This is a genomic window from Bacillus sp. MUM 13 (genome assembly GCF_001866725.1).
Classification (GTDB): domain Bacteria; phylum Bacillota; class Bacilli; order Bacillales; family DSM-1321; genus Peribacillus.
The window spans coordinates 1-24,706 of the sequence record NZ_MLYQ01000071.1; the positions used below are offsets into that span (position 1 = coordinate 1).

Consider the following 24,706-nt stretch of genomic DNA (forward strand, 5'->3'; position numbering starts at 1 on the left):
AGCATCCTGGAACGGAAATCAACCCCTTGTATCATACTGCCTTTAATTATTTTTACTAAGCTTTGCTCTCAAAAGATTTTATTTTTACATCAATGCTTTACTTGCAGGTAATTTTATAGCACTCTTAAAAGAACAAGTATATGGAAGGAATGATTTAATGAAGGAATTGTTTGTTTTATTGAAACAAGGAAACAAATCAGCATTTTTGGCAGCCATTGTGAATACCGTCATTGCCATAATTAAAGGAGTTGCTTATGGATTTACAGGTAATGTTGCCATGTTTGCTGAAACATTGCATAGTTTAGGTGACGCTGCAAATCAGTTCTTTGTATTTATAGGCTCAGCTCTAAGCAAAAAGGCCCCTACTCCCCGATTTCCCAATGGATTTGGGCGTTTAGTAAATTTAGTTTTACTCGGTGCCGTTTTAATTGTAGGAATTATGTCATTTGAAACAGTCAAGGAAGGCTTTCATCATATTATTCACCCTACTAAATCCACCGGTCTCTTGATTAACCTATCTGTTTTGCTGTTAAGTGTCATTCTGGAAAGCTTTGTATTATTCAAAGCAGCCAAGGAAATCGCACATGAGACAGGCATTAATGAAAAAGGCGTTATGTTATTAATTAAAAGCATAGGTTCATTAAAAAGAGCGAAACCCGCTACAAAGCTTGTTTTCATGGAAGATACAGTTGCTACGCTAGGCGGAATTTTGGCGATTGTTTCCATTTTGTTATCCCATTTTACCCCCTTTCACCAGGCAGAAGGTATTGCTTCTGTAATAATCGGGCTCATGATGTTTATTGTTGTGGGCAGAGTATTTTTGGATAATGCAGCTGGTGTCCTTGGAGAATCTGACGAAGAAATGAAGCAAAAGATAGGTGACATGATAATAAATGATCCAGATGTAAAGGATATTCAGGATATTTCAGTAATAAAAGAAGGAGAAACCCTTCATGTTGAAGTAGAAATCGAGGTAGACCCACTGATTACAGTTGCTAAAGCAGATGTTATTAAGGACCGGCTTGAAGAAGCCATTCGCCAAGAAAAAGGCGTTGCAGATGTGATTGTAGAATTTGATGAAGATGATGGTATAAAGCAATGGACTGAAAAAAACGAAACCAAAGAAAATAGCTAGAGAAAAAGGCAGCGGGATGCATGTGCATTCCATTGCCTTTTTCTCTAGCTGGATCCCCTATTTCAATTTAAATGAGCGTACAATAAAAAAAATCAGTGTTAAGAAAACAACTAAAACAGCAAAGAGAACACTTCCTGAACTCAATTTCTCTAATTTCCCTAATGGAAATTGGATAAATTCCCAGGATTCATAAGAAAAAAACAAGACAATCTCAGCTTTAAGACAATTTAGCATGCTCCTGGCATTTTTATATTGTTTTTCAGTGTTATCTTCTGTAAGAAAGGAATAATGATATTTGTGAGGAAAACTTTCCAGTAGTGAAAAGCCGGACCATATTACAATATTCAGTGCTATAAAAATCCAAATTACATTTTTTGATCCATGATTATCAGGTTCACCGTATGTATTAAAATGAATAGGAATGGTGTGCGGAATCTCATTCCACATTATCACAATATAAACAGCTAAAGCCATGATTGATAGGACAGAGACTATATTAAGTATTATTTCTAAACTGCTTTTCTTAAGTTTCAGTTTTGGATGGACCATAACAGTTTTCACGAAAAAACCACCTTTACAAAGTTTCTCCTGTATTTATACATTGAGCTAAAGCTATCACCTGACAAAATTCCAGGTAAGTCGTCCTATTAAAAACCATTTCTCTAATTCATTCGGCATACATTAGATAAGTTCCTCTTTTGTGATTACACATCGGTTTATGTAAAAGTTCTACAGCAGCATTGATTGACAGATTAATTGCTGTATATGAAAGCAGTTAAAAGTCTTCTTTGTTTCAAAATAAATATCGCAGGGCCGCAGCAAAATATCTATTAAATCCAATGTATGTAATACATTTTGTTATTAATATATTTCATTAGTTTGTTTTTAAGAGCAGGATTGTTATTAACTAAGTGTTTTGTAAGCCTTGATTGCAAAACTCCGGGGGAAAACGGGAAGCTAGAAGAGAATATGGTTTAATTTAAACTTGCTATACAAAAAGATCGAAATAATCGATCCTTTTGTATAGCAAGTAAAATGTTCTTAGTGCACAATGTGAATTTAAGCGCCTGCTGAAAACAGCTGTTCTACATAATCTCCAGATCCATCGGTGACTGCATCTTCCCCGCCATTCCGATTGAAGGTTTTTATATTGATATTTTCTGTATGACATCGGTTTTCATTGTTTTTGTCTTCTTTTTCCATTGGGATCTCCCTCCTTTAATAATTTATTCAGTAACAAGCCTGTTCGGTGCAGAATTTTCAAAAGGAAGTATGAATTTTCACGGTTTTTATTCACTTAATTAGGCGTGCAGCTGCCCCCTGAGGGTGAAGTTAAGTTTATTAACAATTCTTCATTTTTTTTACGGGTGTCAGCAGAGCCAGCATTTAAATAGCAAAAGACCAGAACTGCCTTTTGGCAGTTCTGGTCTTTTGTGTAAAATTAATGATTCATTCGGTATTATCATCAATATCATTCCCGGCGGGTTTGTTGCCAGTCTGATTTTTAACGTTTTTGCTTGTATACGGCTTAGCGCTTTTAGCTTTATTGGCCTTGGATTTCCAGCGGGTCCACCCTTTCTTGCCAGTACCTCTGCCAGTTCCGCCTTTACTTTTTGCTTTACTCATATAATCACTCCATTATTATTGTACACCTGACTTCTTAGATGTTTGTACACCCAAGTATCTTTAATATCTTTTTGGCGCAGTAATATATACCATATCATACTTATTTAATAATAGCTCTGTAAACTTGTCTATGAAACTCACAGGCGCAAGACTACACAGGACTTCACTGAGTTCCATCTTTTCTTACAGCTATTGATGTTTGGAAATAAGCTTTTCCCCCTATATTTGGGCGGATTGACCAATCTGTAAATACAGAAACCTGCACTGGTTTTATATCACTCAAATAGATAAAGGACATTTTTTATTATTCACCACTAGAAGAAATGTAAAAGCCTTGCCGGTTGCCGGCAAGGCTTTTACATTTACATATTAATTTTCATCGTATATTAGGCATTCCTTCTCCCTCTTACACCCGTTTGGCTTCTAATCTATAAGCAACCCGGGATAGGGCGAAATTCACAATAAAATACATGAAGGCAATCAGTATAAAAATGGGGCCAAGATATGACATCTTTTGGCTATAAATGATCTGCCCATTATGCAGGAGCTCTGGCAGGGAGATACTGACTGCAAGTGAAGTATCTTTTAAAAGAGAAATAAACTGGCTAACAATGGGCGGTATCATTCTTTTTAATGCCTGAGGCAAAATGATGTGCCATAATGTCTGGACATAATTCAGGCCCGAAGAACGAGCTGCTTCTATTTGTCCTTTATCAATGGAATTCAATCCGCTGCGGATGATTTCTGAAAGCATGGCTGATTCAAAAATAGTGAGAGCGACAATTGCAGCCGGCAGGATCTCGAGTTTAATATTCACTTCTGGAAGAGCAAAGTATGTGAAAAAAATGATAAGAAGCAGCGGCAGGTTCCGGATGATTTCTACCAGTACGCCAAGAAGGTGGGAGAAAAATGGAATTTTTGCGTATCTTCCTATCCCAATAAGTGCTCCAAAAATAAAGCTTAATGCTATAGAAATGAAAGCTGCTTCAAGGGTAACTCCAAAACCCTGCAGCAAAAATTTTAAATGATCCGGTGTATAAGCTCCTAGAAAGTCCAATAGGCTCCTCCCTTCAATTGCTTCTAGCCAGGCGTTTTTCCAAATATCCCACACCAAGGCTCAAAGGAATAGTTAGGATTAAATAAAACATGGCGACAAAGATATACACATCAAACACTACGAAGGTGCGGGAGGAAATCAAATCACCCTGATACATTAAATCTGCTCCTGCAACCAGGGAAATGATGGAAGTGTTCTTGACAAGATTAATAAACTGGTTTCCCAGTGGCGGAATTACAATCTTGAAGGCTTGAGGCAAAATGATGATCCTCATTGCCTGGCCATAAGAAAGGCCAGATGAGCGGGCAGCTTCCATTTGGCCCTGAGGAACTGACATGATGCCTGCCCTGATGGCTTCTGCCACAAAGGATGCTGTGTAAATGGTCAATCCTAAAATTCCTGCATATAGTCCGCTGAGCTTAAAAACAAGAAAGATAAAAATCGTAATGACAAGCAGCGGAATGTTCCGAATAAATTCAACGTAGATAGTTCCAAGCCAATTTAATGGCTTGAATGGAGCAATCCTCATGACCGCGAGGACGGTACCTAAAAGGAGGCTGGCCGCAAGCGCGATTAGACTTGCATAGACAGTGTTTTTAAATCCTTCCAGAAACATATCAAGATTATTTGTCAACAAGCTGAAATTCAAGTAAATCCTCTCCTCTTGCACTAACAGGAGGGCTGCCCCTCCTGTCAGGCAGCAATCAAAGCAGATCAGTTAGTTTTTTATCCATTTATCATGTATTTCCTGATATTTTCCGGAATCCTTTAATTTCTTTAGTGCTTTATTAAGTTCATCCACTAGTTTTTTGTTTCCTTTTTTCACGGCAATTCCATAAGGTTCTTTTGTAAATGTGCCTCCTACCAGTTCGTAGGAAGGATCTTCATCTACCATTCCATAAAGAATAGCATCATCGGTAGTCAAAGCATCACCTTGTTTGGACTTTAATGCGGCAAACGCTTCAGAGTAGTTCTCAAATTCAAGGACGGTGGTATCCGGAGCCTTTTCCCTGATATTGATTGCCGAAGTAGAGCCTTTAACTGCTAAAACCTTTGTCCCTTTTTTCAAATCCTGGATTCCTGTAATCTTGCTCCCTTTTTTTACAAGCAATGACTGTCCTGCATCAAAATAAACATCGGTAAAATCCACTTCTTTTTTCCGTTCATCAGTGATGGTCATCGTCGCTATAATGGCATCAATATCGCCATTTTGAAGAAGGGGCATTCTCGTTTTTGAGGTTACTTCCTTGAATTGCACTTTATTTTCATCTCCAAGGATTTCTTTGGCAAGCGCTCGTGCAATATCAATATCAAAACCTTCAACCTTGCCTGTGCTAGGGTTCTTTAATCCGAATAAACGTGTATCATTCTTTACTCCGACAATGATTTTGCCGCGGTCCTTGATTTGCGCCAGCACATCTTTGCCTTTTCCATCACCAGTTGTTTTTTCACCTCCGCAGCCTGCCAATATTAGTGCAGCCATCATTGATAGCAGAGCCAGTTTAAATATTTTTTTAGGATTCAGCATACTATTACCTCCTGTTTAATGATTTAAAATACGGCTTAAAAATAGCTGTGCCCTTTGCTCGCGGGGATTTCCAAAAAATTGATCCGGAGCAGCCATTTCCAAAATCTGACCATGGTCCATAAATACGATGCGGTCAGCAACTTCCTTTGCAAAACCCATTTCGTGCGTTACTACAACCATTGTCATCCCTTCATTAGCTAATGTTTTCATAACATCCAGCACTTCGCCTATGCTTTCTGGATCAAGTGCTGAAGTAGGTTCGTCAAACAGCATAATCTCGGGATTCATGGCGAGTCCCCTGGCTATGGCGACACGCTGCTGCTGTCCTCCGGAAAGCTGCGATGGATAGGAATCTGCCTTATCCAAAATCCCTACTTTTTTCAGATATTTTTGCGCAGTTTCTCTTGCTTCCTTTTCTGACAGGCCTAATACCTTCATGGGTGCTATTGTGATATTTTCAAGTACGGTTTTATGCGGGTATAGGTGGAAGTGCTGGAAGACCATCCCGATGTTGCGGCGGAGTTTATTGATATCTGATTTTTTATCTGCAACAGATATGCCGTTTACAGTCAGAACACCATCTGATATGCTTTCTAAACGATTAATGCAGCGGAGCATAGTGCTTTTTCCGGAACCGGATGGTCCGATAACGACAACTACTTCTCCTTTAGATATTTTAAGGTCAATATCTTTTAAGACATGAAAATTGCCGAAAAACTTATTCACCCCTGAAAATTCAATCAATGAGCATCTCTCCTTTCTTTTCAAATTTTATGTACCAGAAAATTTACATTATAATGAATAGAAATACTTTTGTAAATTTTCTGACATATAACGTTATATAAAAAATATATACTGAAATGTGGAAAGAAGTCAAATGATTGTCTGAAATTGTAAAAAAAGGAACATCTGTCAAGATGCTCCTTTTTTATTAATTGCTTTTATAATGCAGCATCTTCAAATGGAGCAGAAAATTTTCCTTTAGGGGCAATGATATCTGTTTCTGATTGCCGTTTTTCTCCTGCTACATCATATTCTCCCGCGGGATAGTAATCAAACAGTCCGCTTTTTATATGCATTTCGAGAAAATTATCCTGCAGATCATCAAGCATTTTCCGGTATTTTTCTTCATCCAGGACTTCTCCGTACTCATCAACCTCAAAATTTTCTTTTATGGCATCTTGAAGTTCTTCATTGTGGGCAAGTGCAATATAAAAATCAACATCCCCGCATTCCATGCACAACAATAGCTTTTCTTCACTGGCCTCCACATAAGCTCTTTCTATCAAATCCTGCATAATTTTATAAACCTCAGATTCATTTTTCAAAATAATATTTTTTATCATTATTCTTCCGCCTCCATTATCTATATTCGAAGACTCATTCCTTCATAAGGTGCCATAGCCCTATTTTAAATGGTTTATGTAAAAAAAACATGTCTTAGGATTATAACTCATAAATAAAGCCTGGCAGACATAATGTCTGCCAGGCTTTGGTGTACTATGGATAAGAAAAGTGCTTTTTATAGTGCAGCTGGAATTTGCTATTGCATGGATATTTTCCTCAGCTCCGGCACTGATTCCGTAAAATATTAGATCTATTGCCCGCTGGAGCACTTAGGCATGTGATAAGCATGCCTAACAGGAAAAAATACTTTTTTTGTTTTGAACGAGGGAGATGGTTATACCCCCCGTTTGTTTCCCCAAATATAAGTGTGCAGCTGAGGAAGTATTTTTATATCTGTAAATCGGCCATCTGCCATAACCTTATCGATAAGTTCCTCGTAATGTTTAAGCAGCATTATGGTAAGCTCTGTATTATCAGCTGTTGAGATATCCGGATTTCCTACCTGAAGGTAAAAGGGTACTCCTTGATATCGCTTGTAAACGGTTAGTGCATATTCGTAATCCAATTCATCGAATACAACAACTTTGATACTGAAGCTTTTCCCTTTTTTATTGTTTCTCAGGTTTTTTATGATTTCATCCAGAATTGTAAAATTTGTTTCCATTTTCGAGCTTGGCGGTTTTGGAGAAAGAGTCAGTTCATCAATGTCATAAAACCAATCCTGCCATTTGCTTCCCTGTGTCTCTAAACAAACTTTCACTGAATGCGTGTTCAACAGTTCTATGAGGGTGCTGAGATTTTTCAAAAGGGCCGGATTGCCACCGGAAATCGTAACATAAGAAAAGCCGCTGCCGCCTAAAGTTTGGAGCTCTTCCCAAACTTCTTCTGCTGACATCTGTCTGATATCCTGTTTGCCTGATCCATCCCAGGTAAATGATGAGTCGCACCAGGCACAGGAATAATCACAGCCTGCCGTTCTTACAAACATAGTTTTTTGGCCTATTACCATGCCTTCTCCCTGTATGGTTGGCCCGAAAATTTCCATTACTGGTATTTTACTCAACCTCCATCCACTCCCTTCTTGCTTCAGCATACGAAGTAGGAGTTTCAAAAAGCCTTACGAATTCCAATCTTACTCCAGCTTCTGTCCATTTGAGGTCTTTTTTTAAGTATTCACTCATCATTTCATACATCCAAACAACAATGTTTTCAGCTGTCGTGTTCATCAATGGCAAGGTGTCATTCAAGTATCGGTGATCAAGATGTATTTCAATTTCATTTTTCCAGATTTGCTTAATTTCACCGAAATCAATCATTAACCCTGTATCATCCGTATAGCCGCTGATCCCGAATATTGCCTTATAGGTATGTCCATGGAGGTTCTTGCATTTCCCTTCATAGCAATGTAAATGGTGTGCAGCGTCAAAAGTGAATTCCTTGCTGACAAGCACTCTTTTATGATGATACTTAAGCTGTTCTTTATGGATATCTTCATTTATTTTTTGAAGCTTTTCAACAATTTTGAAACCTGTCATAGCGTCACGCTTCCTTTCGGGACATGAGATAATCGTCAAGCCCTTTTTTGCGCAATAAGCATGCCGGGCATTCACCGCACCCCATTGCTATGATGCCGTTATAGCAGGTTAATGTTTTGTTTCTGACAAAGTCAAGTGCCCCTAGTTCATCTGCCATTTTCCATGTCTCCGCTTTATCAATCCACATGAGCGGCGTATGTATGACGAAAGAATCATCCATAGAAAGATTCAGCGATACATTCAATGATTTAATAAATATATCGCGGCAATCCGGATATCCGCTGAAGTCGGTCTCACAAACACCTGTGACAATGTGTCTGGCGCCAAGCTGCCGTGCCAGGATGGCGGCAAAAGAAATAAAAACTAAATTCCTTCCTGGTACAAATGTAGAAGGCAATTCACCGTCTTCTCCTTCTTTTACGTCAATATCGTTTCTGGTCAGCGCGTTTGGAGCAAGCTGATTTAATAGTGACATATCAAGGATATGATGCTTTATGCCGAGTTCATTGGCAATATCCTTTGCACATTGTATTTCAAGGCTGTGCCTTTGGTTATAATCGAAAGTTACCGCTATAACTTCTTCAAACTGCTGCTTGGCCCAAAATAGGCAGGTTGTACTATCCTGTCCGCCGCTGAATACAATTATGGCTTTTTCTTTTTTCATCCTATAAATCTCCTTTAACATGAAAAAACAGGAATGCTAAAGAAAGCACACCTGTTTTTCCTTAGTTTTTTTGAGAGGGTAGCTAACAACCTCTACCGTTATTAAACGGATTTTTATCAAGTTTAACTGTACTCGAATTATTTTAGCATAATTCAAAAAAACCGCAAGTTAAAACGAATGCTTCTTTGCATCTTTTCACGAGTCTTGCCGTTATTTGCGCTTTCCCGAGAAATATCACATGCTTTCATTATTAAAGCAGTTTTCGTTAACTTTATTAATATGGAACAAGCTGGCTTATTTCCGTTCCGGGATGCCTGCTTTCCGCGGGAGGGCAATGAGCATCCCAAGCTCTGCCTGCATCTCACCTGTCCCGCTAATCCCGCAGAAGTTCGGCATTTTTCCTTCTAATCTCTGATTCCAAACTGTGATCGCCCGAAGAACTCATTAAAAAAAACAATCTACAAGAAAAGAGACGTTTTTGCAGAAAAAATGTGCCTGTATATCTGATAAGGGTTTTTTACATGATTGTTACTTATAATAAAGAAGAAGGAGTGTTTTTATGGATTTTCGCCAATTAAAGTATTTTTATGAAGTAGCCAAACAAAATAGCATAACAAAAGCCTCACAGACTCTTCATATTTCACAGCCGGCACTCAGTAAGATGATAAAAGGTCTAGAAGAAGAACTTGGTATGCCGCTTATCTTGCGTTCAAATAAAGTAAGCGAGCTGACCGATGCCGGTCAGGTAGTATATGAGTATGCACAAAGAATTATTTCCCAAGTAAATGAAATGCATACAACTTTAAATGATATGACACATTTGGCTAGGGGAGAAATTAATATAGGGGTTCCGCCGATAGTAGGCAGCCTGTATTTCCCGAAAGTGATGGCCAATTTTCACCGTTTGTATCCTAATATTAAAATCAATATAACAGAATATGGAGCTGCGAGAGTTGTAAAGAGTGTTGAAGAAGGAGAATTTGAAATGGGCGTGGCTGTATTGCCTGTTAATGAAGAAGTTTTCAGCATACACCCCATTGTCTACGATGAGTTAAAATTGCTGGTTCACCCCGAGCATCGTTTTGCAGAACGCGATACAGTTCATTTAAAGGAATTAAACGGGGAAGACTTTATATTTTATAGTGAAGAATTTGCCTTATACGAAATCATGAGAAAAAAGTTTATTCAGCAAGGCTTTGAACCCAAAATACTTTTTAAAAGCTCTCAGTGGGATTTCATGTCAGAAATGGTAGGGGCTAATCTTGGGATTTCTATTCTTCCTGATTCAATCTGCAGACGCGCTGATCAAAAAAACATTAAAATTATTAAGCTTGTCCCTGTCTCTCCCTGGAATCTTGCTCTGATTACCAAAAAAGAAAAATACATTTCAATTGCTGGCAGGACTTTCATCGACTTTATGGTGGCCAGTATGACCATATAACTATAAGTTATATTCATTATGTTAAATATGTATTTTACTTATGATAATTATGATAGTAATATAGTTTTAACAAGAGGAGCGAAATATCGCTTCTTTTTATTATTTAGGAGTGCTGAAAAATGAAACTTATTACTATCATTATTCAAATATTAATTCTGCATATTTTCCTTTATCTAGGTGCAGGAATTAAACATTTTATTCATATACCAGTTCCTGCTTCAATGATCGGTTTAATTTTGTTATTTGCCGCATTGATGCTGAAAATAATTAAGCTTGAATGGATTGAAAAAGGCGGAAATTGGCTCCTTGCTGAATTGCTCCTCTTTTTTATTCCTTCTGCTGTCGGTATTGTGAATTATGATGAAATCCTGAGCTTACAGGGTATTAAGGCCCTCCTGCTTATTGGCGTCAGCACCTTTATCGTAATGGGCGCTACGGCGTTTACTGCAGAAAAAATATCTAATAAGAAAAGAAGTGAAGCATCATAATTTCCATGGTCTTTTTCACCTTAATAACTTATGTCATTTACATGATTTCAAAAAAAATATATAAAAGAAGATCATACTTTTTTATGCATCCTCTTTTGATCAGCCCGCTTGCATTGATTGCCCTGATCAGCTGCCTGCATGTATCTGGAACACAGTATATTCATTCAGCAAGATTGCTTTCTCATTTGCTCGGTCCGGCGACTGTTGCTTTTGCCATTCCGATTTATAAGCATAGGGCGCTGCTTAAAAAAAACCTTGGCATCATTATTACAAGCATTACTACAGGTGTAATAGTTGCCATTTTGTCATCCTTCGCCTTCTCTAAGCTTTTGAGAATGGCACCAGACTTAATTATCAGCATTCTTCCCCGGTCAATTACTACTCCAATTGCCATAGAGGTCTCCAAGGAAATTGGCGGCCTGCCGGCATTAACTACTGTATTTGTAATCGTTACAGGAATAATGGGAGGAATTATTGGCCCTTCTGCTATTAAATGGCTATCTATTGAATCACCAATTGCCAGAGGATTGGCATTTGGAATGAGCGCCCATGGAGTTGGAACCAGCAAGGCAATGGAATACGGAGAACAGGAAGGTACTTTTTCAACCCTTGCCATGATTTTTGCTGCGTGGATTACTCTATTAATGGGAGATTCCCTTATTCCTATGTTGATTCATGCAGCTAAGCTTACTTCTGGTGTTTAATATCGAATTTTAAAAAGGCGAAGCATATATTGTATATGCTTCGCCTTTGCTTTGGTAAACAAGCTTGTTGTAGTTAGGAGCTACAGTCATCTTTGTTCTTGGACTTTTAAGCAAGGAAAAACGCCTCGTTAGGCGGTTGCCGAAAAGGCAGATTTGCACACTTGATTTTCGGGAGCCGGTACCTTATCCTGACGTTTTTTTAATTGGCTACTCGCTTATTTCTGCCTCCAGGAGATCCAAAGTAGTAATAATACCATTTGGTTTTTCGGATGGCTTTCCATTTTTGGTAATCAGCACAGCTTCAAGTTTTTGATTTCTGCGCTGATATTCTTCAAAAATATCCTCCACATCAAGCACTGTGCTGTTCTGTGATGTAAATTCAACGTGATGCCTGAAACGCTTAGAATGGATATCTTTAATTTTTATGCTATTTAGATCAAGGCTGGTTTCAGAAAAGTGATCCGCCATCCATTTTACAATTTCTGCAGAAGTAAGCAGCCAAAGATAGCAGTCATTTGAATCGTAAACAGGAAAACGTGAGTGTGAATGTTTACGGATAAGCACAAGTACTTCAGATAATTTATCATCTTCATAAAAATAGTAAACAGGTTTAGTTGCAATCGAAAGTGCTGATTGAGGTTTTTCGAATTCATCGGCCATGCTCTCAATTTTCTCGACAATATCTATATGCGGTTCGGCTATATAATAGCCTTCTTCAATTTTTTCATGGACAATGGCATTGCGAAGCTTGGCAAATTGACACAAATCATGTTCATAGAAACGAATTAACGCGTGGCTCTTCCCTTTATAAACAAGATCGGTGAATTTATCGCTTCTTGCATTTTTCACATTATGCATAAGGGATTTATGTAACCTGTTAAATGCTGTTTCAAACCTTTCAGATTGGCTTGTTTGAGTTTCTGAAGTCATGTCAATCGCTCCCTAAATCCTTTTTATTTTGTTATTTCCCCAAAAAAGTGATTTAGTAACTTGCATTATCAAAAAATATCTTTCTTGAACAAAACATCATTGTATACATTATTTATTATTGTCATTGATTCTTTATGTAAATATTTTGATAGCCCTGTTCACGATAACTTTAAATAAGCAGAATGAAAAATTCATTCACTGGGGCAGCTGCACCTGACTATTATATTTTATTTAAGCATTGTGCCAGCGAGCTCAAGGATTCATTAAGCTGGCTGTGCAATTGATTTTTAGGCCATTTTGAATTCTCCATTAATAAATCCGAAGAAATCAAAAGAATCATCCAAATTGAAAAAACAGAGGAGAAAACAAAATATTCTTTAAAGAAACTTTCTTGTTCTATGGCAGCTCCCTGCTGGTTTGCAAGCTTGCAATACATATTTAGAATATCTTCTCTCAGTTCACTCGATGTATTTTTAGGGAAAACAGGATGAGACATATCAATTAAATGATACAAGTCCCAATGCCTGTAATTCAGGTGAACATGTTCCCAATCCAGAACAACTATAGAAGTCTTTGTTTTTGCATAATTGCCAAGATGCAAATCTCCATGTGAAAGCACCATTTCATCATTAAACACTGTTTCTTCTAACTTTGTGAAAAACTTATGAAGCAGATCTGCGGAAATATAGTAGCCTTTCATAAGATCCAGTATCTCTTCCTTTTTTTTCATTACTGCTTTTGAGATATATTCGATACCTGGCTTTGGACCTTTGACAGGTATTTCTGCTAGTTCTCCGACAGGAAAAGAGTGCCACTGGACCATAAGCTGAACAACTTCTGCAAGGATATTTTTTTCAAAAACATGGAGCAGCGGCCCCATATCCTCAAGAATGATCCAGCTTTTCTCAGGATCATTTGATGTGCTGTGCGCCAAGATTTTAGGATAGAAGAGTGGTAAATTTAATAAAATCCTCTCTTGCGCCCATATTTCCTTACCAAGCTGCTCTGTATTGGTCAATGGTTTAAAGATATAACTTTGGCCATCTTCTATGTAAAATCTTTCAACATACTTCCCGTTCATTCCCTGATAAATTTTTTCTCTCTTTGTTATTTTACCATTGTCTAATTTCCCGCTTGATTCAATATAGTCAAAAAATGTTTTCATGGTCCCTCCCGAAAAGTAAATGAATGTGTTTAATATTATACCATTGAATAATCTTATGGAATGAATGGATATATGCACCTGAAACCGGGAATTATGTGTGCCCCGTGAGGCATCTAAAAAGAAAGGTACAAAATTATTTCTTTCTTTGTTAAATAGTTTTATACTAATATTTAGAGTAACGAAATAATAGTCTATATATATTACGGAAATCGAAAATCAGAAAGAAGTGAATAGATGGAAAAATTACAGCATGCCAGACGGAATCTGGTTATTATGTGGTTTGCCAACTTTTTCATTGGCGGCAGCACGACCATGGTTCTTCCTTTTCTTTCTCTCTATATCGGAACCTTTGGCCATTATTCAGAAAAATATATTCAGCACTCATCAGGGCTGACATTTGGCGTAACTTTTGTCACTGCCTTTTTGGTATCTCCAATCTGGGGAAGAATCGGCGACAGATTAGGCAGAAAGAAAATCCTTATATTTTGTGCCTTCGGAATGGGACTCTCCATATTTTTAATGGGATTTGTTACATCTGTGTGGCAGCTTTTTGTCTTGCGAATGCTCACTGGCTTTTTTACGGGTTTTGTTTCCATGTCTCAAGCTTTCATATCCACACAAACACCTAAAGAGATTGCAGGGCGTGTCCTGGGCACCTTACAGACAGGGAGCATTACCGGGTCTTTGCTTGGTCCTATGCTTGGAGGCTTGATGGCTGACTCTTTAGGCTACTCGACAACATTTAAATGGACATCAATATCCATTTTCATATCTGCTCTATTGGTATTCGCTACTAAAGAATTCAAAGTAGAAAGCAAAGAAAGCAGATCTGTAAGGTATTCCAGTAAAGAAGTGATTTCCCATATAGTAAAGAATCCTGTTTTATTAACTGTTTTGCTTATTTCTGCGCTTGTACAGATAGCGCACTTCAGCATTCAGCCTATCCTTTCTCTTTACGTGAGGGAGCTGCATGGTAAAACCGATCTCGCTTTTTACTCGGGAATCGCCTTTTCTGCAGCGGGACTTGGGAATTTATTAATGGCTACTTATTGGGGTAAAATCGGTGACCGGTACGGTTATATAAAAATTCTTGTCCTCCTGCTTTTTATATCCACCATCGTTTACTTCCCGGGTGCGTTTGTAACAAACCTATGGGAGCTAGTGGCAGTCCGCTTTGCACTCGGAATTGCGATTGGCGGGATAATTCCAGTCCGAATAGCATATATCCGCCAGGAAGCGCCAATTTCAATGCAGGGTGAGGTTCTTGGCTACAACACCAGCCTCAGATTTCTTGGTAATATGATAGGACCTGTTATGGGCGGTTCTATTGCCGGATATTTCGGTTTTTCTGCTGTTTTTATCTCAACAAGCACCCTTCTGCTGATAGCAGGAATTATACTTTATACGGTTATCCATCGAAATCATCGGCTGGCTGATCATTCCATTACATAAAAAAATGCCGGCAGATGTTGATCTGTGAACTGAACCCCAATTGTTAGACACGATCTAACAGTTGGAGGTGCAGTTTTTATATGGTTAAATTTACTGCCCATGATAAATTACAAGCGGTCAATCGTTATCTAAACGGGAATGAGAGTTCACATGAAATAGCCAAATCTTTAGGGACTAATCATCAAGCCATTCTTAAATGGATAAAACAATATGAATACAATGGCGAAGACGCTTTCACGCTCTTGAATCAAGAGGGATCGTCCAAAGTATGTCTCGAAAGGGAAACTGTTACGACAACTCTGTCATGGAGAATTTCTTTGGAATTATGAAATCTGAACTCCTCTACTTGAAGGAGTTTGAGAGTGTTGATCATTTTAAAATAGAATTACAACAATCAATTACTATAATACAAAACGGATTAAGGCAAAATTAAAAATGAGTCCGGTACAATACCGAACCCATTTCACACAAGCTGCCTAATGAAATAACCGTGTCTAACTTTTAGGGGTCACTTCACTGGCGGCATTTTTTTATGAATTAATTTAGAGATACAACATGCTTTTCAATTTCATCCCATGATAAAGAGAGAATACCAGGCAGTGCAATGAACAAGGCAAACAAATCATGGAACCAGTCCTTGTTTCCTGATCTGGTAGCAATGGATTTGTTAATATTTTGAAAATGAGCAACTAAGTTTTGGCTCAGCTTAGGCCTGGAAGGCAAATAAAGCATCATGGTTTTATAATCCATGGCAATACCTATTTTCAGGACTTCTCTGAATGCGTCAGCAAATTCTGCGGCGTTTTTTCCGTTATAGACTTTAGGAAGCTTTGAACGAAGATTTTTTATTAGTATATCTACTTCGGGAAGTTCAGAGGCATTTATTGATTTAATCATAGAATCATACATAGATTTCACTCTTCCATATTATATTTATCGTTTATCATTATAATAGAAGCAATAACTATAAACAAATTTAATCCAGAATCTTTTTACAGGTCAAAGACACTTTTAAATTTGGCTGATGACTTACCCTTCAGAAGCTTGGGAAGTAAGGGGCGTTGGCTGGTCCTCACCTGTTTCGCTTTCATACTCATTTCCCGGTAATTAATCGGCCCTTGCTATAATCAGCAATGTTCTATGAAGTAAATAAAACGGACCCCGCAAGCGGTTCCGTTTTATTACTTCATACCTGTGATTTGCATAATAGCCTTATAACTGACTCACTCTTTCATATACTGCCAGGCATTTATCTTAGATGCGTATTTAACAAACAGAGTCATTGGGCTTAGGATTGCTTAACCCGAACAATGGCCTTATAAATAATGCGCATGAAGTTCCGAGCATTGCCATTATCATCCATACCCAGCCATGCAGGCTAAATGAAGCAATACCTCCGAAGTATGCCCCGATATTGCACCCGAATGCAAGACGGGAGCCATAGCCCATCATAAGGCCGCCGATGATTGAAGCTAATGCCACACCTGGCCTTATTCTGCCTGGCTTGAATGTTCCTTGCGAAGCTGCTGAAACAAATGCACCTAAAATGATGCCAAAATTCATGACACTGGTAGAATCAGCAAGAACTGTATGGGAAAGCGCTGCCCCGTTTGCTCCCGAGAAATAACTCCAGGAGGATACATCCAGCCCCATTGACAGTAAAAACTTCCCGCCCCATAGTGCAAAAGCGGATGTTATCCCCCACGGATTACCCCTTATGGTTAAAGTCAGGGCATTCAATAAAGCTAAAATAATCGCAGCGGTATAAAGCGGCCACGATCCCCGCAGTATTTTTTTCCAGCCAAACATGGTCGGCAATGGCTTCATGGCAGGAGGATTTTTCTTTTTTGCAATTTTTATTGTGATCCAGTAGATACATGCAAAAGCGATTATCTGAACCAGCCAAGCTCCAAAATAACCGAGACTTGTCGATTCAGCAAGCGAAATGGGTGGAAATGATGGTGTATCCTGCATCCAAAATTTAAAATGATATGCTCCCAGAACCGAACCGCCGATAAAAGCCAGCAGAGTCAGGATCATTGAGGAAGACCCTCCGCCAACTGAATACAGGGTCCCTGATGCACACCCGCCTCCAAGCTGCATGCCTATACCGAAAAGAAAAGCGCCAAATACAACACTAATGCCTACTGGAGAAACATAGCCTGCCGGTTTTAATCCAGTAAATGAAAAACCTGTGCTTAATATAATGGCAAATAAAGTAGAGGAAACAGCCAGCATAAGCATATGCGCCTGCAAACCCTGGACATTTCCTACTGACATAAGCCTGCGGAATGCGGAGGTAAACCCAAATCGGGCATGCAGCAATGTTGCCCCTAAAGCTAAACCGATGATAAAAAGAACTCCCTGTGTCCAATTTGCAGTTCTTACAATACAAATTAACAAAACAACGGCTGCTATTAATCCGCCGATTACAAACGGAATTTGAACAGGATTCAGGGGAGCAACTCTTGTTGTTGCATGGTGGCCCCAAGATGAATATCTATTTTCCATTATGTTCACTCCTTATCCTATGAGTTTAGTCGGATTATTCAATGCTTATCTAAAGGTAATATGTTTCGTTGTCTATGTAAAGTGGTTTGCTCGAAAATAAAGAGGCAACGTATGAATTCCCCAGCAGATTTCACCGTTAAAACTCTTATAAGAAATTTCCGCTTCAACACAAATAAGCCTTATCCTATAGTTTTATTAGCGGCTTGTGGTAAAATAAATTAAATCTGAAACTGGAGGAATTAACATGACAAAGTTCACTGGATATGTTGGAACCTACACCAAAGGAGACAGCAAAGGAATTTATTCCTTTACTTTGGATACTGAAAATGAAAAAATCAGTGATGTAAAAGTTGCAGCCCAACTTGAAAATCCTACATATGTAACTGTAAGCAGCAACAATAAATATCTTTATTCTGTAGCCAAACAGGGTGATCAAGGCGGAATTGCAGCTTATTCAATTAATGGCGAAACTGGAGAACTAAGTGAAATCAACAAACAGCTTTTTCCCGGCGGATCTCCTTGTTATGTGAGTGTTGACAGCAGCAATGAGACAGCAGCTCTTGCATACTATCATCAGGGAACCGTACAGTCTTTTAAAGTAGATCCTGAAACTGGAAAAGTGAATGCTGCCGTATCATTGATTGAACATAAAGGATCTGGCCCTAATAAAGATCGCCAGGATAAATCACATGCCCATTTTTCTGGCTTCACTCCTGACGAAAAATATATTGTAGCTATAGATTTAGGTACAGATAAAATCATTACATATGAAGTGAAGGATGCAGAATTAACTGAGGCGAGCACTCTTACCGTACATGCGGGAAGCGGTCCAAGGCATATTGGATTCCATCCTAATGGAAAATTTGCCTATGTGATGACTGAGCTCTCAAACGAAGTGATTGCTCTTGCCTATAATTCCGCTGATGGCAGCTTTACGGAGCAGCAGTATATTTTTGCCATCCCTGGCGATTTTAAAGAAAATTCCCAAGGCAGTGCTATCCATATCTCGCCAGACGGAAAATTTGTTTATGCAGGAAACCGTGGACATGACAGTATTGCGGTTTTCAGCATCGATCAGGATACAGGTCTGCTTGAGCTCGTTGAGTATACTTCCACAGAAGGAAACTGGCCTAGGGATTTTGTTATTGATCCATCTGGCAAATACATTGTAGCTTCCAACCAGGAAACTGGAAATCTTGTCTTATATAGCAGAAATGAACAGACAGGCAAGCTGAAGCTGTTGCAATCTGATGTGGCTGTTCCTTATCCAGTTTGTGTGAAATTTCTGAATCAGTAAAAAAACAATGCCCCCTGCCGGATTTGATACCAGCAGGGGGCGATTAATATCTTCTGTTAAAAGAATGAAGGAAATTTCTTATCGGTTCATTTTTCTTTTTGCTGCTTCCTTCCCTGTATATCCCGGAATGTGACACGCTGTGCTTCTTGCTGCTGTGGTTTTATGTTCTGCTGTGAAAATCGGATTAAATCCAGAGGTGTTCTTCCCCCGTTAATTCCATGCTCAGTGACTCCAGCTGCCATTAGAGCCACTTCTTCAATTTCATGTTCCTCTTCACTTTCCTCCACATGCGGCTCATTTAAACGTGATATTTCCTGTTTAAGCTCCAGAATCATTTTTGTATGTTCTTCATTCTTCAAACATTGACTTTGATATGAAGTTTTTATTTCAGCTAGTTCATTTGTTTTAAGCCGATACTGCTGTTGGAGTTCCCTCAATTCTTTTGCTTCACCATTAAAAGCTTCGTTGGCACTATGCAAAGCTGATTTTAGATGACTATTTTCAAGAGCAATCTCCTCCAGCTGCCGTTTAATTTGGTCAATGAAATGGAGCTGTTCCTCATTTTTAGTTAATGTCTGCTGATAAGATGCATTCATATCAGTTAGCATATTTGTTTTCAATTGGTATTCCTCTTGCAGATTTTCCATGATCTTTGCTTCCCTTGCGAACGCGTTGTTTACATTGTGCAAAGCCTTTTTCAGCTCATTTTTCTCTTGTTTTTCATCTAAAATCTGCTCCTTTAGATGTTGGATTGTTTGGAGCAGTTCTTCATTTTTAGAGATTTTCTGCTCATATGAAGCAGTCATTTCAGCGAGTCTTTCTGTTTGGATTTGGTGCTCCTTCTCCATCTCTTCCAATCTCTTAGCTTCTGTGACTAATGCCTCATTTGCTGCCTGCAAAGCCTCTTTCAGTTCACTTTTCTCCTGATTTTCATCTGAAAGCTTTTGCTCAAGGAGATGGATTGATTGAAATAGATCTTCCTTCTCAGAAATTTTTTGCTGGTAAGCAGCGGTCATTTCAGCGAGGGCATTTAAATTAATCTGATATTCCTTCTCCATTTCATCCAGCCTGTTAGCCTCTTCAGCTAAGGAATCGTTTGCTGCCTGCAAAGCATCTTCCAGTTCGCTTTTTTCCTGACTTTTATCGGAGAGCTGCTGCTCAAGGAAATGGATTCTTTGTTGCTGATCTTCACTATCAGAAATTATCTGGTCATATGAAGCAGTCATTTCAGCGAGTCTTGCTGTTTGAATTTGGTGTTCTTTTTCCATCACTTCCAGCCTGTTAGCCTCTTCAACTAAGGAATCGTTTGCTGCCTGCAAAGCCTCTTTCAGTTTACTTTTCTCCTGACATTCATCTGAAAGCTGCTGCTCAAGGAAATGGATTCTTTGTTGTTGATCTTCACTTTCAGAAATTATCTGGTCATATGAAGCAGTCATTTCAGCGAGTCTTGCTGTTTGGATTTGGTGTTCTTTTTCCATCACTTCCAGCCTGTTAGCCTCTTCAACTAAGGAATTATTTGCGGCCTGCAAAGCCTTTTTCAGTTCACTTTTCACCTCATTTTCATCTGAAAGCTGCTGCTCAAGGAGATGGATTGATTGAAATAGATCTTCATTCTCAGAAATTTTTTGCTGGTAAGCAGCGGTCATTTCAGCGAGGGCATTTAAATTAATCTGATGTTCCTTCTCCATTTCTTCCAGCCTGTTAGCCTCTTCAACTAAAGAATCGTTTGCTGCCTGCAAAGCCTTTTTCAGTTCACTTTTCACCTGATTTTCATCTGAAAGCTGCTGCTCAAGGAGATGAATTGTTTGTTGCTGATCTTCACTTTCAGAAATTATCTGCTGATAGGAAGCGGTCACTTCAGCAAGGGTATTTAAATTAATCTGATGTTCCTTCTCCATTTCTTCCAATCTCTTCGCTTCCTTGACTAATGCCTCATTTGCCTCCTGTAAAGCTTCTTTCAGGACGCTTTCTTCTTGACTTTTATCTAAAATTTTTTGCTCAAGGAGGTCGATTGTTTGCAGATAATCTTCATTTTCCAAAATTTTCATTTGATAAGAAGCAGTAACTTTAGCGAGCATATTGGTTTGAAACTGATGCTCTTCAAGCGCTTTTTCCAATCTCTTGGCTTCGTCCTCTAATGCCTCATTTGCAGCCTGTAAAGCTTCTTTCAGCTCGCTTTTCTCCTGGCTTTCATCAGAAAGCTGCTGCTGGAGCGAAAAATTTGTTTGAATCAGTTCTTCGTTTTCCAAAATTTGCTCTTGATGAGAGGCAGACATTTCAGCGAGCGTATTGGTTTGAAACTGATACTCTTCAAGCGCTTTTTCCAATCTCTTGGCTTCGTCCTCTAATGCCTCATTTGCAGCCTGTAAAGCTTCTTTCAGCTCGCTTTTCTCCTGGCTTTCATCAGAAAGCTGCTGCTGGAGCGCAAAATTTGTTTGGATCAGTTCTTCATTTTCGGATATTTTCTCTTGATGGGAAGCGGTCATTTCAGCGAGCGTATTGGTTTGAAACTGATACTCTTCAAGCGCTTCTTTCAATCTCTTGGCTTCGTCCTCTAATGCCTCATTTGCAGCCTGTAAAGCCTCTTTCAGCTCGCTTTTCTCCTTGCTTTCATCAGAAAGCTGCTGCTGGAGCGAAGAATTTGTTTGGATCAGTTCTTCATTTTCGGAAATTTTCTCTTGATAGGAAGCGGTCATTTCAGCGAGAGTATAGGTTTGAAACCGATACTCTTCAAGCGCTTCTTTCAATCTCTTGGATTCGTCCTCTAATGCCTCATTTGCAGCCTGTAAAGCTTCTTTCAGATCGCTTTTCTCCTGATATTCATCAGAAAGCTGCTGCTGGAGCGAAGAATTAGTTTGGATCAGTTCTTCGTTTTCAAAAATTTTCTCTTGATGGGAAGCGGTCATTTCAGCGAGCGTATTGGTTTGAAACTGATACTCTTCAAGCGCTTCCTTCAATCTCTTGGCTTCGTCCTCTAATGCCTCATTTGCAGCCTGTAAAGCTTCTTTCAGCTCGCTTTTCTCCTTGCTTTCATCAGAAAGCTGCTGCTGGAGCGAAGAATTAGTTTGGATCAGTTCTTCATTTTCGGATATTTTCTCTTGATGGGAAGCGGTCATTTCAGCGAGCGTATTGGTTTGAAACTGATACTCCTTTTGTACTTCTTGCAGTTTCTTTACTTCTTCATCAAAAGCCTCATTTTTAGTCTGCAAAGCCTTTTTCAGCTCGCTTTTCTCATGGCTTTCATCTATTAGCTGCTGCTTGAGATTATGAATTATTTGGAACAATTCTTCATTTTCAGTCTCTTTTTCTTGATAAGATGCTTTCAATTCTGCAATTCTGGTCTCAAAATCCTGTTTTAAATCTTGAAGCTGTTTCTCAGCATCATAATAGGAATCTTTAAATTTCAGCTGTTCATCAGCAGAATTTTTCATAAAATCTATTTGCTTCTCTTTATCTTGTAATTTTTGTAGTGTTTTTTCGAGTTTCTCCGAGACTATTCTAACCGTTTTATGCAATTCTTCTATCTCACTCTTTTGTGATTTATATAGCCTTCTTATATCGTCAGCTTCTTGTTTTGTTTTTTGTTCTCCAGTTTGTAAAAAAGATAATTCCTTTTTCAGTGCTTCATGTTTTTGTTTCTCTTCATTATACAGGTTCAGAAGTTCCCCTTTGTTTTTTTCCTGTTCATAAAACCTGTTTTTAAAAGCTGAATGCTCTTTATCCAAAACAGAGTATTGATTTTTAATTTCTTCTAATTGTAGATTCTGCTGCTGGTTGATTTCTTTTATTTCTAAATACAAAGCTCTTTCCTTTTCCTGTTCTTTTCGCAATAGGTCCATCTTTTCCTTTATATCCAGATAATCCTGTGTTACATCGTTTTCGCGGTAGCTTTTAACCATTTTTTTATAGCGCTGAAGCTGTATGAGTACATTAGAAAAAGTATTCTCTTCGTTAAAATTAACCATAGCAAAACCTCCGTGACCGTTTCTGTAGGCTATTTTATGCCCATATGCCCGGCTGGTGACTATAAAAGGGTTCCAATAAATAAAAAACATTTGCCAAAAAATATGGTCATTTGTACCGTTACGAGACAGGGTAGGCATACATACTTTGTACTGTACAATAAAATTTGAATAAGGAGTCGATTACATGAGTTACTCTCCTCAGCCCATCGAAGAGCTATTATGCATTAACGCAGAAAAAGTTTATGATTGGGTAATTTTGCAGAATACAAGAAGTCAAAACATTTTAGCGGCAGCATTAGGTTTAGATATTAATGTGTGTGCTGCTTCCAGCCTATCTACACGGGTATTTTTAGTGGATGCTGAAGGAAATCCGCTTCCTCCTAATGCTGAAGTTACAGTATTAGAACCAGGAGACAGAGAGGAACGGACATTTGTAATAGATGGAGCTTTAGTTACTTTAGAAAGAGTAACTTTTCTGAAGACGTTCTTTGTGGCTATCGAATTTAAAGGTATTCTAGGTACTACTCCATTTGTTGACGTATCCAAACCTATCGCTATTGAAATTCCTGAATCACTGTTCTTGTGTGCGCCAGATGGCACAAGGCTTGCAGTAAGAATTTCAGACTTGGAATGTGCAGTCAGATTAAATTGTACAGCTGGACCAACACCAACTTTGACAAGTATCGATCTTACACTTACTACTTGCCAAAGCGTTCAAGCTGTAGCTGATGTAACAATTGAAGTTAAAGCGGAATTCTGCCAGCCGCGTGACATTTTATCCGAACAATGTCCAACGCCAGCTATTCCACCGCAGTGCCCTGTGTTGTTCCCTGGTCATGATAACTAATTGTGCTGCATAAAGTAAAAGAGAGGACTATTCCTCTCTTTATTCTTTTTGGGCAGGTGGTTTGAATGTATGATCTCATTTTAAAGCTGGAGAGTAAGATAAATGAACTGCAAAGAGAAACAGCAGAGTTTCAGAAAAAACTTGCTGGTTTGCTTAATAAACCAAAACATTTCCCAGACGTCCAGCCTATCTCCTATTTCACTTTTTCTTCAGTCCTGGAATCCAATGAAAACAGAGTCCATACAATCATTGGAAACTTTCATTATTCAAATTTATCCTCGGGCCCGCTTCACTCTCCAGTAATATTGTTGAAAATAACGGCTTCTCATCACTACGACTTTACAGGAAAATACTTTCACCAAAAGCAATTAAATAAAAATGAGCCTTTCATTTGGCGGAGAATTGAAAATGAAAACAGTGATCCCTCGAATGAATATATTTTCAAACCTGAAAAACAAGACATACTGCCAGCATACCAACTCCTCTCTTTTCCAAATTTCCAAGTCCGATTTCAGGCCGGACAGCCGGGCTACATAAATATTGAAGGTTTTATTTACCATAAGGATATGCCTAAAGGCATACCTTCCTTAAATACAATCAGCATCAGCTACTAAAAGGAGGGCTTATTTTGGCAGCTGCAGACAATAAAGAGATCAAAGATATGGTGGAACTGCTGCTTAAACAGCAAATGGAAAAAAAGATACAAAAACGGGAAGTTGAAGATAAAAATAAACAAGGGCAAACCATTATTAATATTGATAATGGCACGGCCGCATACGCGTTACTATATCTGCTTCTCCAAGAAGATGTGAATATTCCCGGGAAAAATTCGGATGACAATGCTGCAGCTTCTCAGAAACTAAAAGAACTAATGCATTCCATCAGCCAGATCCAAAAAGAAAACCGGGGTTTTTATAACAAAATACTGCAATATTTAGAAACTGCGGAGGAAAATTAGGACAATAAAAAACTAAAGAAATTACAGCCTCCCATGCGAGGCCACTGAAAAACTTA

26 protein-coding genes, 1 pseudogene and 1 riboswitch are annotated in these 24,706 nt (G+C 38.6%); of the genes and pseudogenes, 11 read left to right on the forward strand and 16 right to left on the reverse strand.

Going from position 1 to position 24,706, the window contains the following annotated elements; genetic code table 11:
• Window positions 1-157 precede the first annotated feature (157 nt).
• Complete coding sequence (locus BIV59_RS16460; protein ID WP_071352545.1) at window positions 158-1,135, forward strand: cation diffusion facilitator family transporter; 978 nt, start codon at window positions 158-160, stop codon at window positions 1,133-1,135.
• A gap of 57 nt (window positions 1,136-1,192) precedes the next feature.
• On the opposite strand, the gene BIV59_RS16465 is transcribed toward BIV59_RS16460, so the two are convergent.
• The 11 genes from BIV59_RS16465 to queC all read right to left on the reverse strand — a co-directional run bounded on the left by BIV59_RS16465 (window position 1,193) and on the right by queC (window position 8,913).
• On the reverse strand, window positions 1,193-1,696 hold the full coding sequence (locus tag BIV59_RS16465; protein WP_071352546.1) for a DUF1648 domain-containing protein: 504 nt from the start codon (window positions 1,694-1,696) through the stop codon (window positions 1,193-1,195).
• Window positions 1,697-2,194: 498 nt separating this feature from the next.
• A complete protein-coding gene (locus BIV59_RS23770) occupies window positions 2,195-2,338 on the reverse strand; it encodes a hypothetical protein (RefSeq protein ID WP_170846179.1) in 144 nt (47 codons plus the stop codon).
• A gap of 246 nt (window positions 2,339-2,584) precedes the next feature.
• Window positions 2,585-2,761 carry a DUF3934 family protein gene (locus tag BIV59_RS22915; protein ID WP_083392224.1) on the reverse strand — a complete coding sequence of 59 codons (177 nt, stop codon included), beginning with the start codon at window positions 2,759-2,761 and terminating at the stop codon, window positions 2,585-2,587.
• A gap of 406 nt (window positions 2,762-3,167) precedes the next feature.
• A complete protein-coding gene (locus tag BIV59_RS16470; RefSeq protein ID WP_071352547.1) occupies window positions 3,168-3,818 on the reverse strand; it encodes an amino acid ABC transporter permease in 651 nt (216 codons plus the stop codon).
• 13 nt (window positions 3,819-3,831) lie between these two features.
• Window positions 3,832-4,434 (reverse strand): amino acid ABC transporter permease, encoded by a 603-nt coding sequence (locus BIV59_RS16475; RefSeq protein ID WP_071352568.1) that lies wholly within the window; start codon window positions 4,432-4,434, stop codon window positions 3,832-3,834.
• A 102-nt stretch (window positions 4,435-4,536) separates the two neighbouring features.
• A complete protein-coding gene (locus BIV59_RS16480; RefSeq protein WP_071352548.1) occupies window positions 4,537-5,346 on the reverse strand; it encodes a transporter substrate-binding domain-containing protein in 810 nt (269 codons plus the stop codon).
• A 15-nt stretch (window positions 5,347-5,361) separates the two neighbouring features.
• Window positions 5,362-6,090, reverse strand: coding sequence for an amino acid ABC transporter ATP-binding protein (locus BIV59_RS16485; protein ID WP_071352549.1), 729 nt, complete (start codon window positions 6,088-6,090; stop codon window positions 5,362-5,364).
• Window positions 6,091-6,287: 197 nt separating this feature from the next.
• A complete protein-coding gene (locus BIV59_RS16490; protein WP_071352550.1) occupies window positions 6,288-6,692 on the reverse strand; it encodes a hypothetical protein in 405 nt (134 codons plus the stop codon).
• A gap of 335 nt (window positions 6,693-7,027) precedes the next feature.
• A complete protein-coding gene (queE, locus tag BIV59_RS16495; protein ID WP_071352551.1) occupies window positions 7,028-7,756 on the reverse strand; it encodes a 7-carboxy-7-deazaguanine synthase QueE in 729 nt (242 codons plus the stop codon).
• Window positions 7,749-8,228: a 6-carboxytetrahydropterin synthase QueD gene (queD, locus tag BIV59_RS16500; protein ID WP_071352552.1), complete on the reverse strand. Its 480-nt coding sequence runs from the start codon at window positions 8,226-8,228 to the stop codon at window positions 7,749-7,751. The genes queE and queD overlap by 8 nt, the downstream gene beginning before the upstream one ends.
• A 4-nt stretch (window positions 8,229-8,232) precedes the next feature.
• Window positions 8,233-8,913 carry a 7-cyano-7-deazaguanine synthase QueC gene (gene queC, locus BIV59_RS16505; RefSeq protein WP_139194394.1) on the reverse strand — a complete coding sequence of 227 codons (681 nt, stop codon included), beginning with the start codon at window positions 8,911-8,913 and terminating at the stop codon, window positions 8,233-8,235.
• A 34-nt stretch (window positions 8,914-8,947) separates the two neighbouring features.
• A riboswitch (PreQ1 riboswitch) is annotated at window positions 8,948-8,991 on the reverse strand.
• 460 nt (window positions 8,992-9,451) lie between these two features.
• Here queC and BIV59_RS16510 point away from each other — a divergent pair.
• From BIV59_RS16510 to BIV59_RS16520, 3 genes are all read left to right on the forward strand, one after another.
• On the forward strand, window positions 9,452-10,333 hold the full coding sequence (locus tag BIV59_RS16510; protein ID WP_071352554.1) for a LysR family transcriptional regulator: 882 nt from the start codon (window positions 9,452-9,454) through the stop codon (window positions 10,331-10,333).
• Between the two features lie 119 nt (window positions 10,334-10,452).
• The gene (locus BIV59_RS16515) at window positions 10,453-10,821 is read left to right on the forward strand and encodes a CidA/LrgA family protein (protein WP_071352555.1); all 369 of its coding nucleotides are present in this window, start codon (window positions 10,453-10,455) and stop codon (window positions 10,819-10,821) included.
• 83 nt (window positions 10,822-10,904) lie between these two features.
• The gene (locus BIV59_RS16520) at window positions 10,905-11,525 is read left to right on the forward strand and encodes an LrgB family protein (RefSeq protein WP_240501929.1); all 621 of its coding nucleotides are present in this window, start codon (window positions 10,905-10,907) and stop codon (window positions 11,523-11,525) included.
• A gap of 207 nt (window positions 11,526-11,732) precedes the next feature.
• On the opposite strand, the gene BIV59_RS16525 is transcribed toward BIV59_RS16520, so the two are convergent.
• Together BIV59_RS16525 and BIV59_RS16530 are read right to left on the reverse strand one after the other, a co-directional pair.
• Window positions 11,733-12,455 (reverse strand): CBS domain-containing protein, encoded by a 723-nt coding sequence (locus BIV59_RS16525; protein ID WP_071352557.1) that lies wholly within the window; start codon window positions 12,453-12,455, stop codon window positions 11,733-11,735.
• 220 nt (window positions 12,456-12,675) lie between these two features.
• A complete protein-coding gene (locus BIV59_RS16530) occupies window positions 12,676-13,620 on the reverse strand; it encodes a phosphotransferase (RefSeq protein WP_071352558.1) in 945 nt (314 codons plus the stop codon).
• Window positions 13,621-13,854: 234 nt separating this feature from the next.
• Here BIV59_RS16530 and BIV59_RS16535 point away from each other — a divergent pair, with 234 nt between their 5' ends.
• The 3 genes and pseudogenes from BIV59_RS16535 to BIV59_RS22920 form a co-directional block, all read left to right on the forward strand.
• Window positions 13,855-15,072: an MFS transporter gene (locus tag BIV59_RS16535; protein ID WP_071352559.1), complete on the forward strand. Its 1,218-nt coding sequence runs from the start codon at window positions 13,855-13,857 to the stop codon at window positions 15,070-15,072.
• Between the two features lie 80 nt (window positions 15,073-15,152).
• Complete coding sequence (locus BIV59_RS16540) at window positions 15,153-15,401, forward strand: transposase (protein WP_071352560.1); 249 nt, start codon at window positions 15,153-15,155, stop codon at window positions 15,399-15,401.
• Window positions 15,311-15,552: pseudogene (locus BIV59_RS22920) on the forward strand (transposase); the annotation flags it as partial. The gene BIV59_RS16540 and the pseudogene BIV59_RS22920, both read left to right, overlap by 91 nt.
• Window positions 15,553-15,609: 57 nt before the next feature.
• Here the strand turns inward: BIV59_RS22920 and BIV59_RS16545 are convergent.
• A complete protein-coding gene (locus BIV59_RS16545; RefSeq protein ID WP_071352561.1) occupies window positions 15,610-15,981 on the reverse strand; it encodes a hypothetical protein in 372 nt (123 codons plus the stop codon).
• Between the two features lie 357 nt (window positions 15,982-16,338).
• Window positions 16,339-17,583 (reverse strand): YeeE/YedE family protein, encoded by a 1,245-nt coding sequence (locus BIV59_RS16550; protein ID WP_071352562.1) that lies wholly within the window; start codon window positions 17,581-17,583, stop codon window positions 16,339-16,341.
• A 244-nt stretch (window positions 17,584-17,827) separates the two neighbouring features.
• On the opposite strand from BIV59_RS16550, the gene BIV59_RS16555 reads away from it, so the two are divergent.
• Entirely contained in the window at window positions 17,828-18,880 is a 1,053-nt protein-coding gene (locus BIV59_RS16555) for a lactonase family protein (RefSeq protein WP_071352563.1), read from the forward strand.
• Between the two features lie 86 nt (window positions 18,881-18,966).
• Here the strand turns inward: BIV59_RS16555 and BIV59_RS16560 are convergent, their stop codons facing one another.
• Entirely contained in the window at window positions 18,967-22,845 is a 3,879-nt protein-coding gene (locus BIV59_RS16560) for a hypothetical protein (RefSeq protein ID WP_071352564.1), read from the reverse strand.
• A gap of 184 nt (window positions 22,846-23,029) precedes the next feature.
• On the opposite strand from BIV59_RS16560, the gene BIV59_RS16565 reads away from it, so the two are divergent.
• The 3 genes from BIV59_RS16565 (at window position 23,030) to BIV59_RS16575 (ending at window position 24,650) form a co-directional block, all read left to right on the forward strand.
• Entirely contained in the window at window positions 23,030-23,692 is a 663-nt protein-coding gene (locus BIV59_RS16565) for a BMQ_0737 family morphogenetic spore coat protein (protein ID WP_071352565.1), read from the forward strand.
• Window positions 23,693-23,757: 65 nt separating this feature from the next.
• On the forward strand, window positions 23,758-24,306 hold the full coding sequence (locus BIV59_RS16570; RefSeq protein WP_071352566.1) for a hypothetical protein: 549 nt from the start codon (window positions 23,758-23,760) through the stop codon (window positions 24,304-24,306).
• A 14-nt stretch (window positions 24,307-24,320) separates the two neighbouring features.
• A complete protein-coding gene (locus BIV59_RS16575; RefSeq protein ID WP_071352567.1) occupies window positions 24,321-24,650 on the forward strand; it encodes a hypothetical protein in 330 nt (109 codons plus the stop codon).
• Window positions 24,651-24,706 lie beyond the last annotated feature (56 nt).

Bases quoted from the DNA above. Each gene is read 5' to 3' on its own strand.
- BIV59_RS16460 (WP_071352545.1), top strand. From the start codon at position 158: ATGAAGGAATTGTTTGTTTTATTGAAACAAGGAAACAAATCAGCATTT.
- BIV59_RS23770 (WP_170846179.1), bottom strand. From the start codon at position 2,338: ATGGAAAAAGAAGACAAAAACAATGAAAACCGATGTCATACAGAAAAT.
- BIV59_RS22915 (WP_083392224.1), bottom strand. From the start codon at position 2,761: ATGAGTAAAGCAAAAAGTAAAGGCGGAACTGGCAGAGGTACTGGCAAG.
- BIV59_RS16475 (WP_071352568.1), bottom strand. From the start codon at position 4,434: ATGTTTCTGGAAGGATTTAAAAACACTGTCTATGCAAGTCTAATCGCG.
- BIV59_RS16480 (WP_071352548.1), bottom strand. From the start codon at position 5,346: ATGCTGAATCCTAAAAAAATATTTAAACTGGCTCTGCTATCAATGATG.
- BIV59_RS16490 (WP_071352550.1), bottom strand. From the start codon at position 6,692: ATGATAAAAAATATTATTTTGAAAAATGAATCTGAGGTTTATAAAATT.
- queD (WP_071352552.1), bottom strand. From the start codon at position 8,228: ATGACAGGTTTCAAAATTGTTGAAAAGCTTCAAAAAATAAATGAAGAT.
- queC (WP_139194394.1), bottom strand. From the start codon at position 8,913: ATGTTAAAGGAGATTTATAGGATGAAAAAAGAAAAAGCCATAATTGTA.
- BIV59_RS16510 (WP_071352554.1), top strand. From the start codon at position 9,452: ATGGATTTTCGCCAATTAAAGTATTTTTATGAAGTAGCCAAACAAAAT.
- BIV59_RS16515 (WP_071352555.1), top strand. From the start codon at position 10,453: ATGAAACTTATTACTATCATTATTCAAATATTAATTCTGCATATTTTC.
- BIV59_RS16520 (WP_240501929.1), top strand. From the start codon at position 10,905: ATGCATCCTCTTTTGATCAGCCCGCTTGCATTGATTGCCCTGATCAGC.
- BIV59_RS16525 (WP_071352557.1), bottom strand. From the start codon at position 12,455: ATGACTTCAGAAACTCAAACAAGCCAATCTGAAAGGTTTGAAACAGCA.
- BIV59_RS16530 (WP_071352558.1), bottom strand. From the start codon at position 13,620: ATGAAAACATTTTTTGACTATATTGAATCAAGCGGGAAATTAGACAAT.
- BIV59_RS16535 (WP_071352559.1), top strand. From the start codon at position 13,855: ATGGAAAAATTACAGCATGCCAGACGGAATCTGGTTATTATGTGGTTT.
- BIV59_RS16540 (WP_071352560.1), top strand. From the start codon at position 15,153: ATGGTTAAATTTACTGCCCATGATAAATTACAAGCGGTCAATCGTTAT.
- BIV59_RS16545 (WP_071352561.1), bottom strand. From the start codon at position 15,981: ATGTATGATTCTATGATTAAATCAATAAATGCCTCTGAACTTCCCGAA.
- BIV59_RS16550 (WP_071352562.1), bottom strand. From the start codon at position 17,583: ATGGAAAATAGATATTCATCTTGGGGCCACCATGCAACAACAAGAGTT.
- BIV59_RS16555 (WP_071352563.1), top strand. From the start codon at position 17,828: ATGACAAAGTTCACTGGATATGTTGGAACCTACACCAAAGGAGACAGC.
- BIV59_RS16560 (WP_071352564.1), bottom strand. From the start codon at position 22,845: ATGGTTAATTTTAACGAAGAGAATACTTTTTCTAATGTACTCATACAG.
- BIV59_RS16565 (WP_071352565.1), top strand. From the start codon at position 23,030: ATGAGTTACTCTCCTCAGCCCATCGAAGAGCTATTATGCATTAACGCA.
- BIV59_RS16570 (WP_071352566.1), top strand. From the start codon at position 23,758: ATGTATGATCTCATTTTAAAGCTGGAGAGTAAGATAAATGAACTGCAA.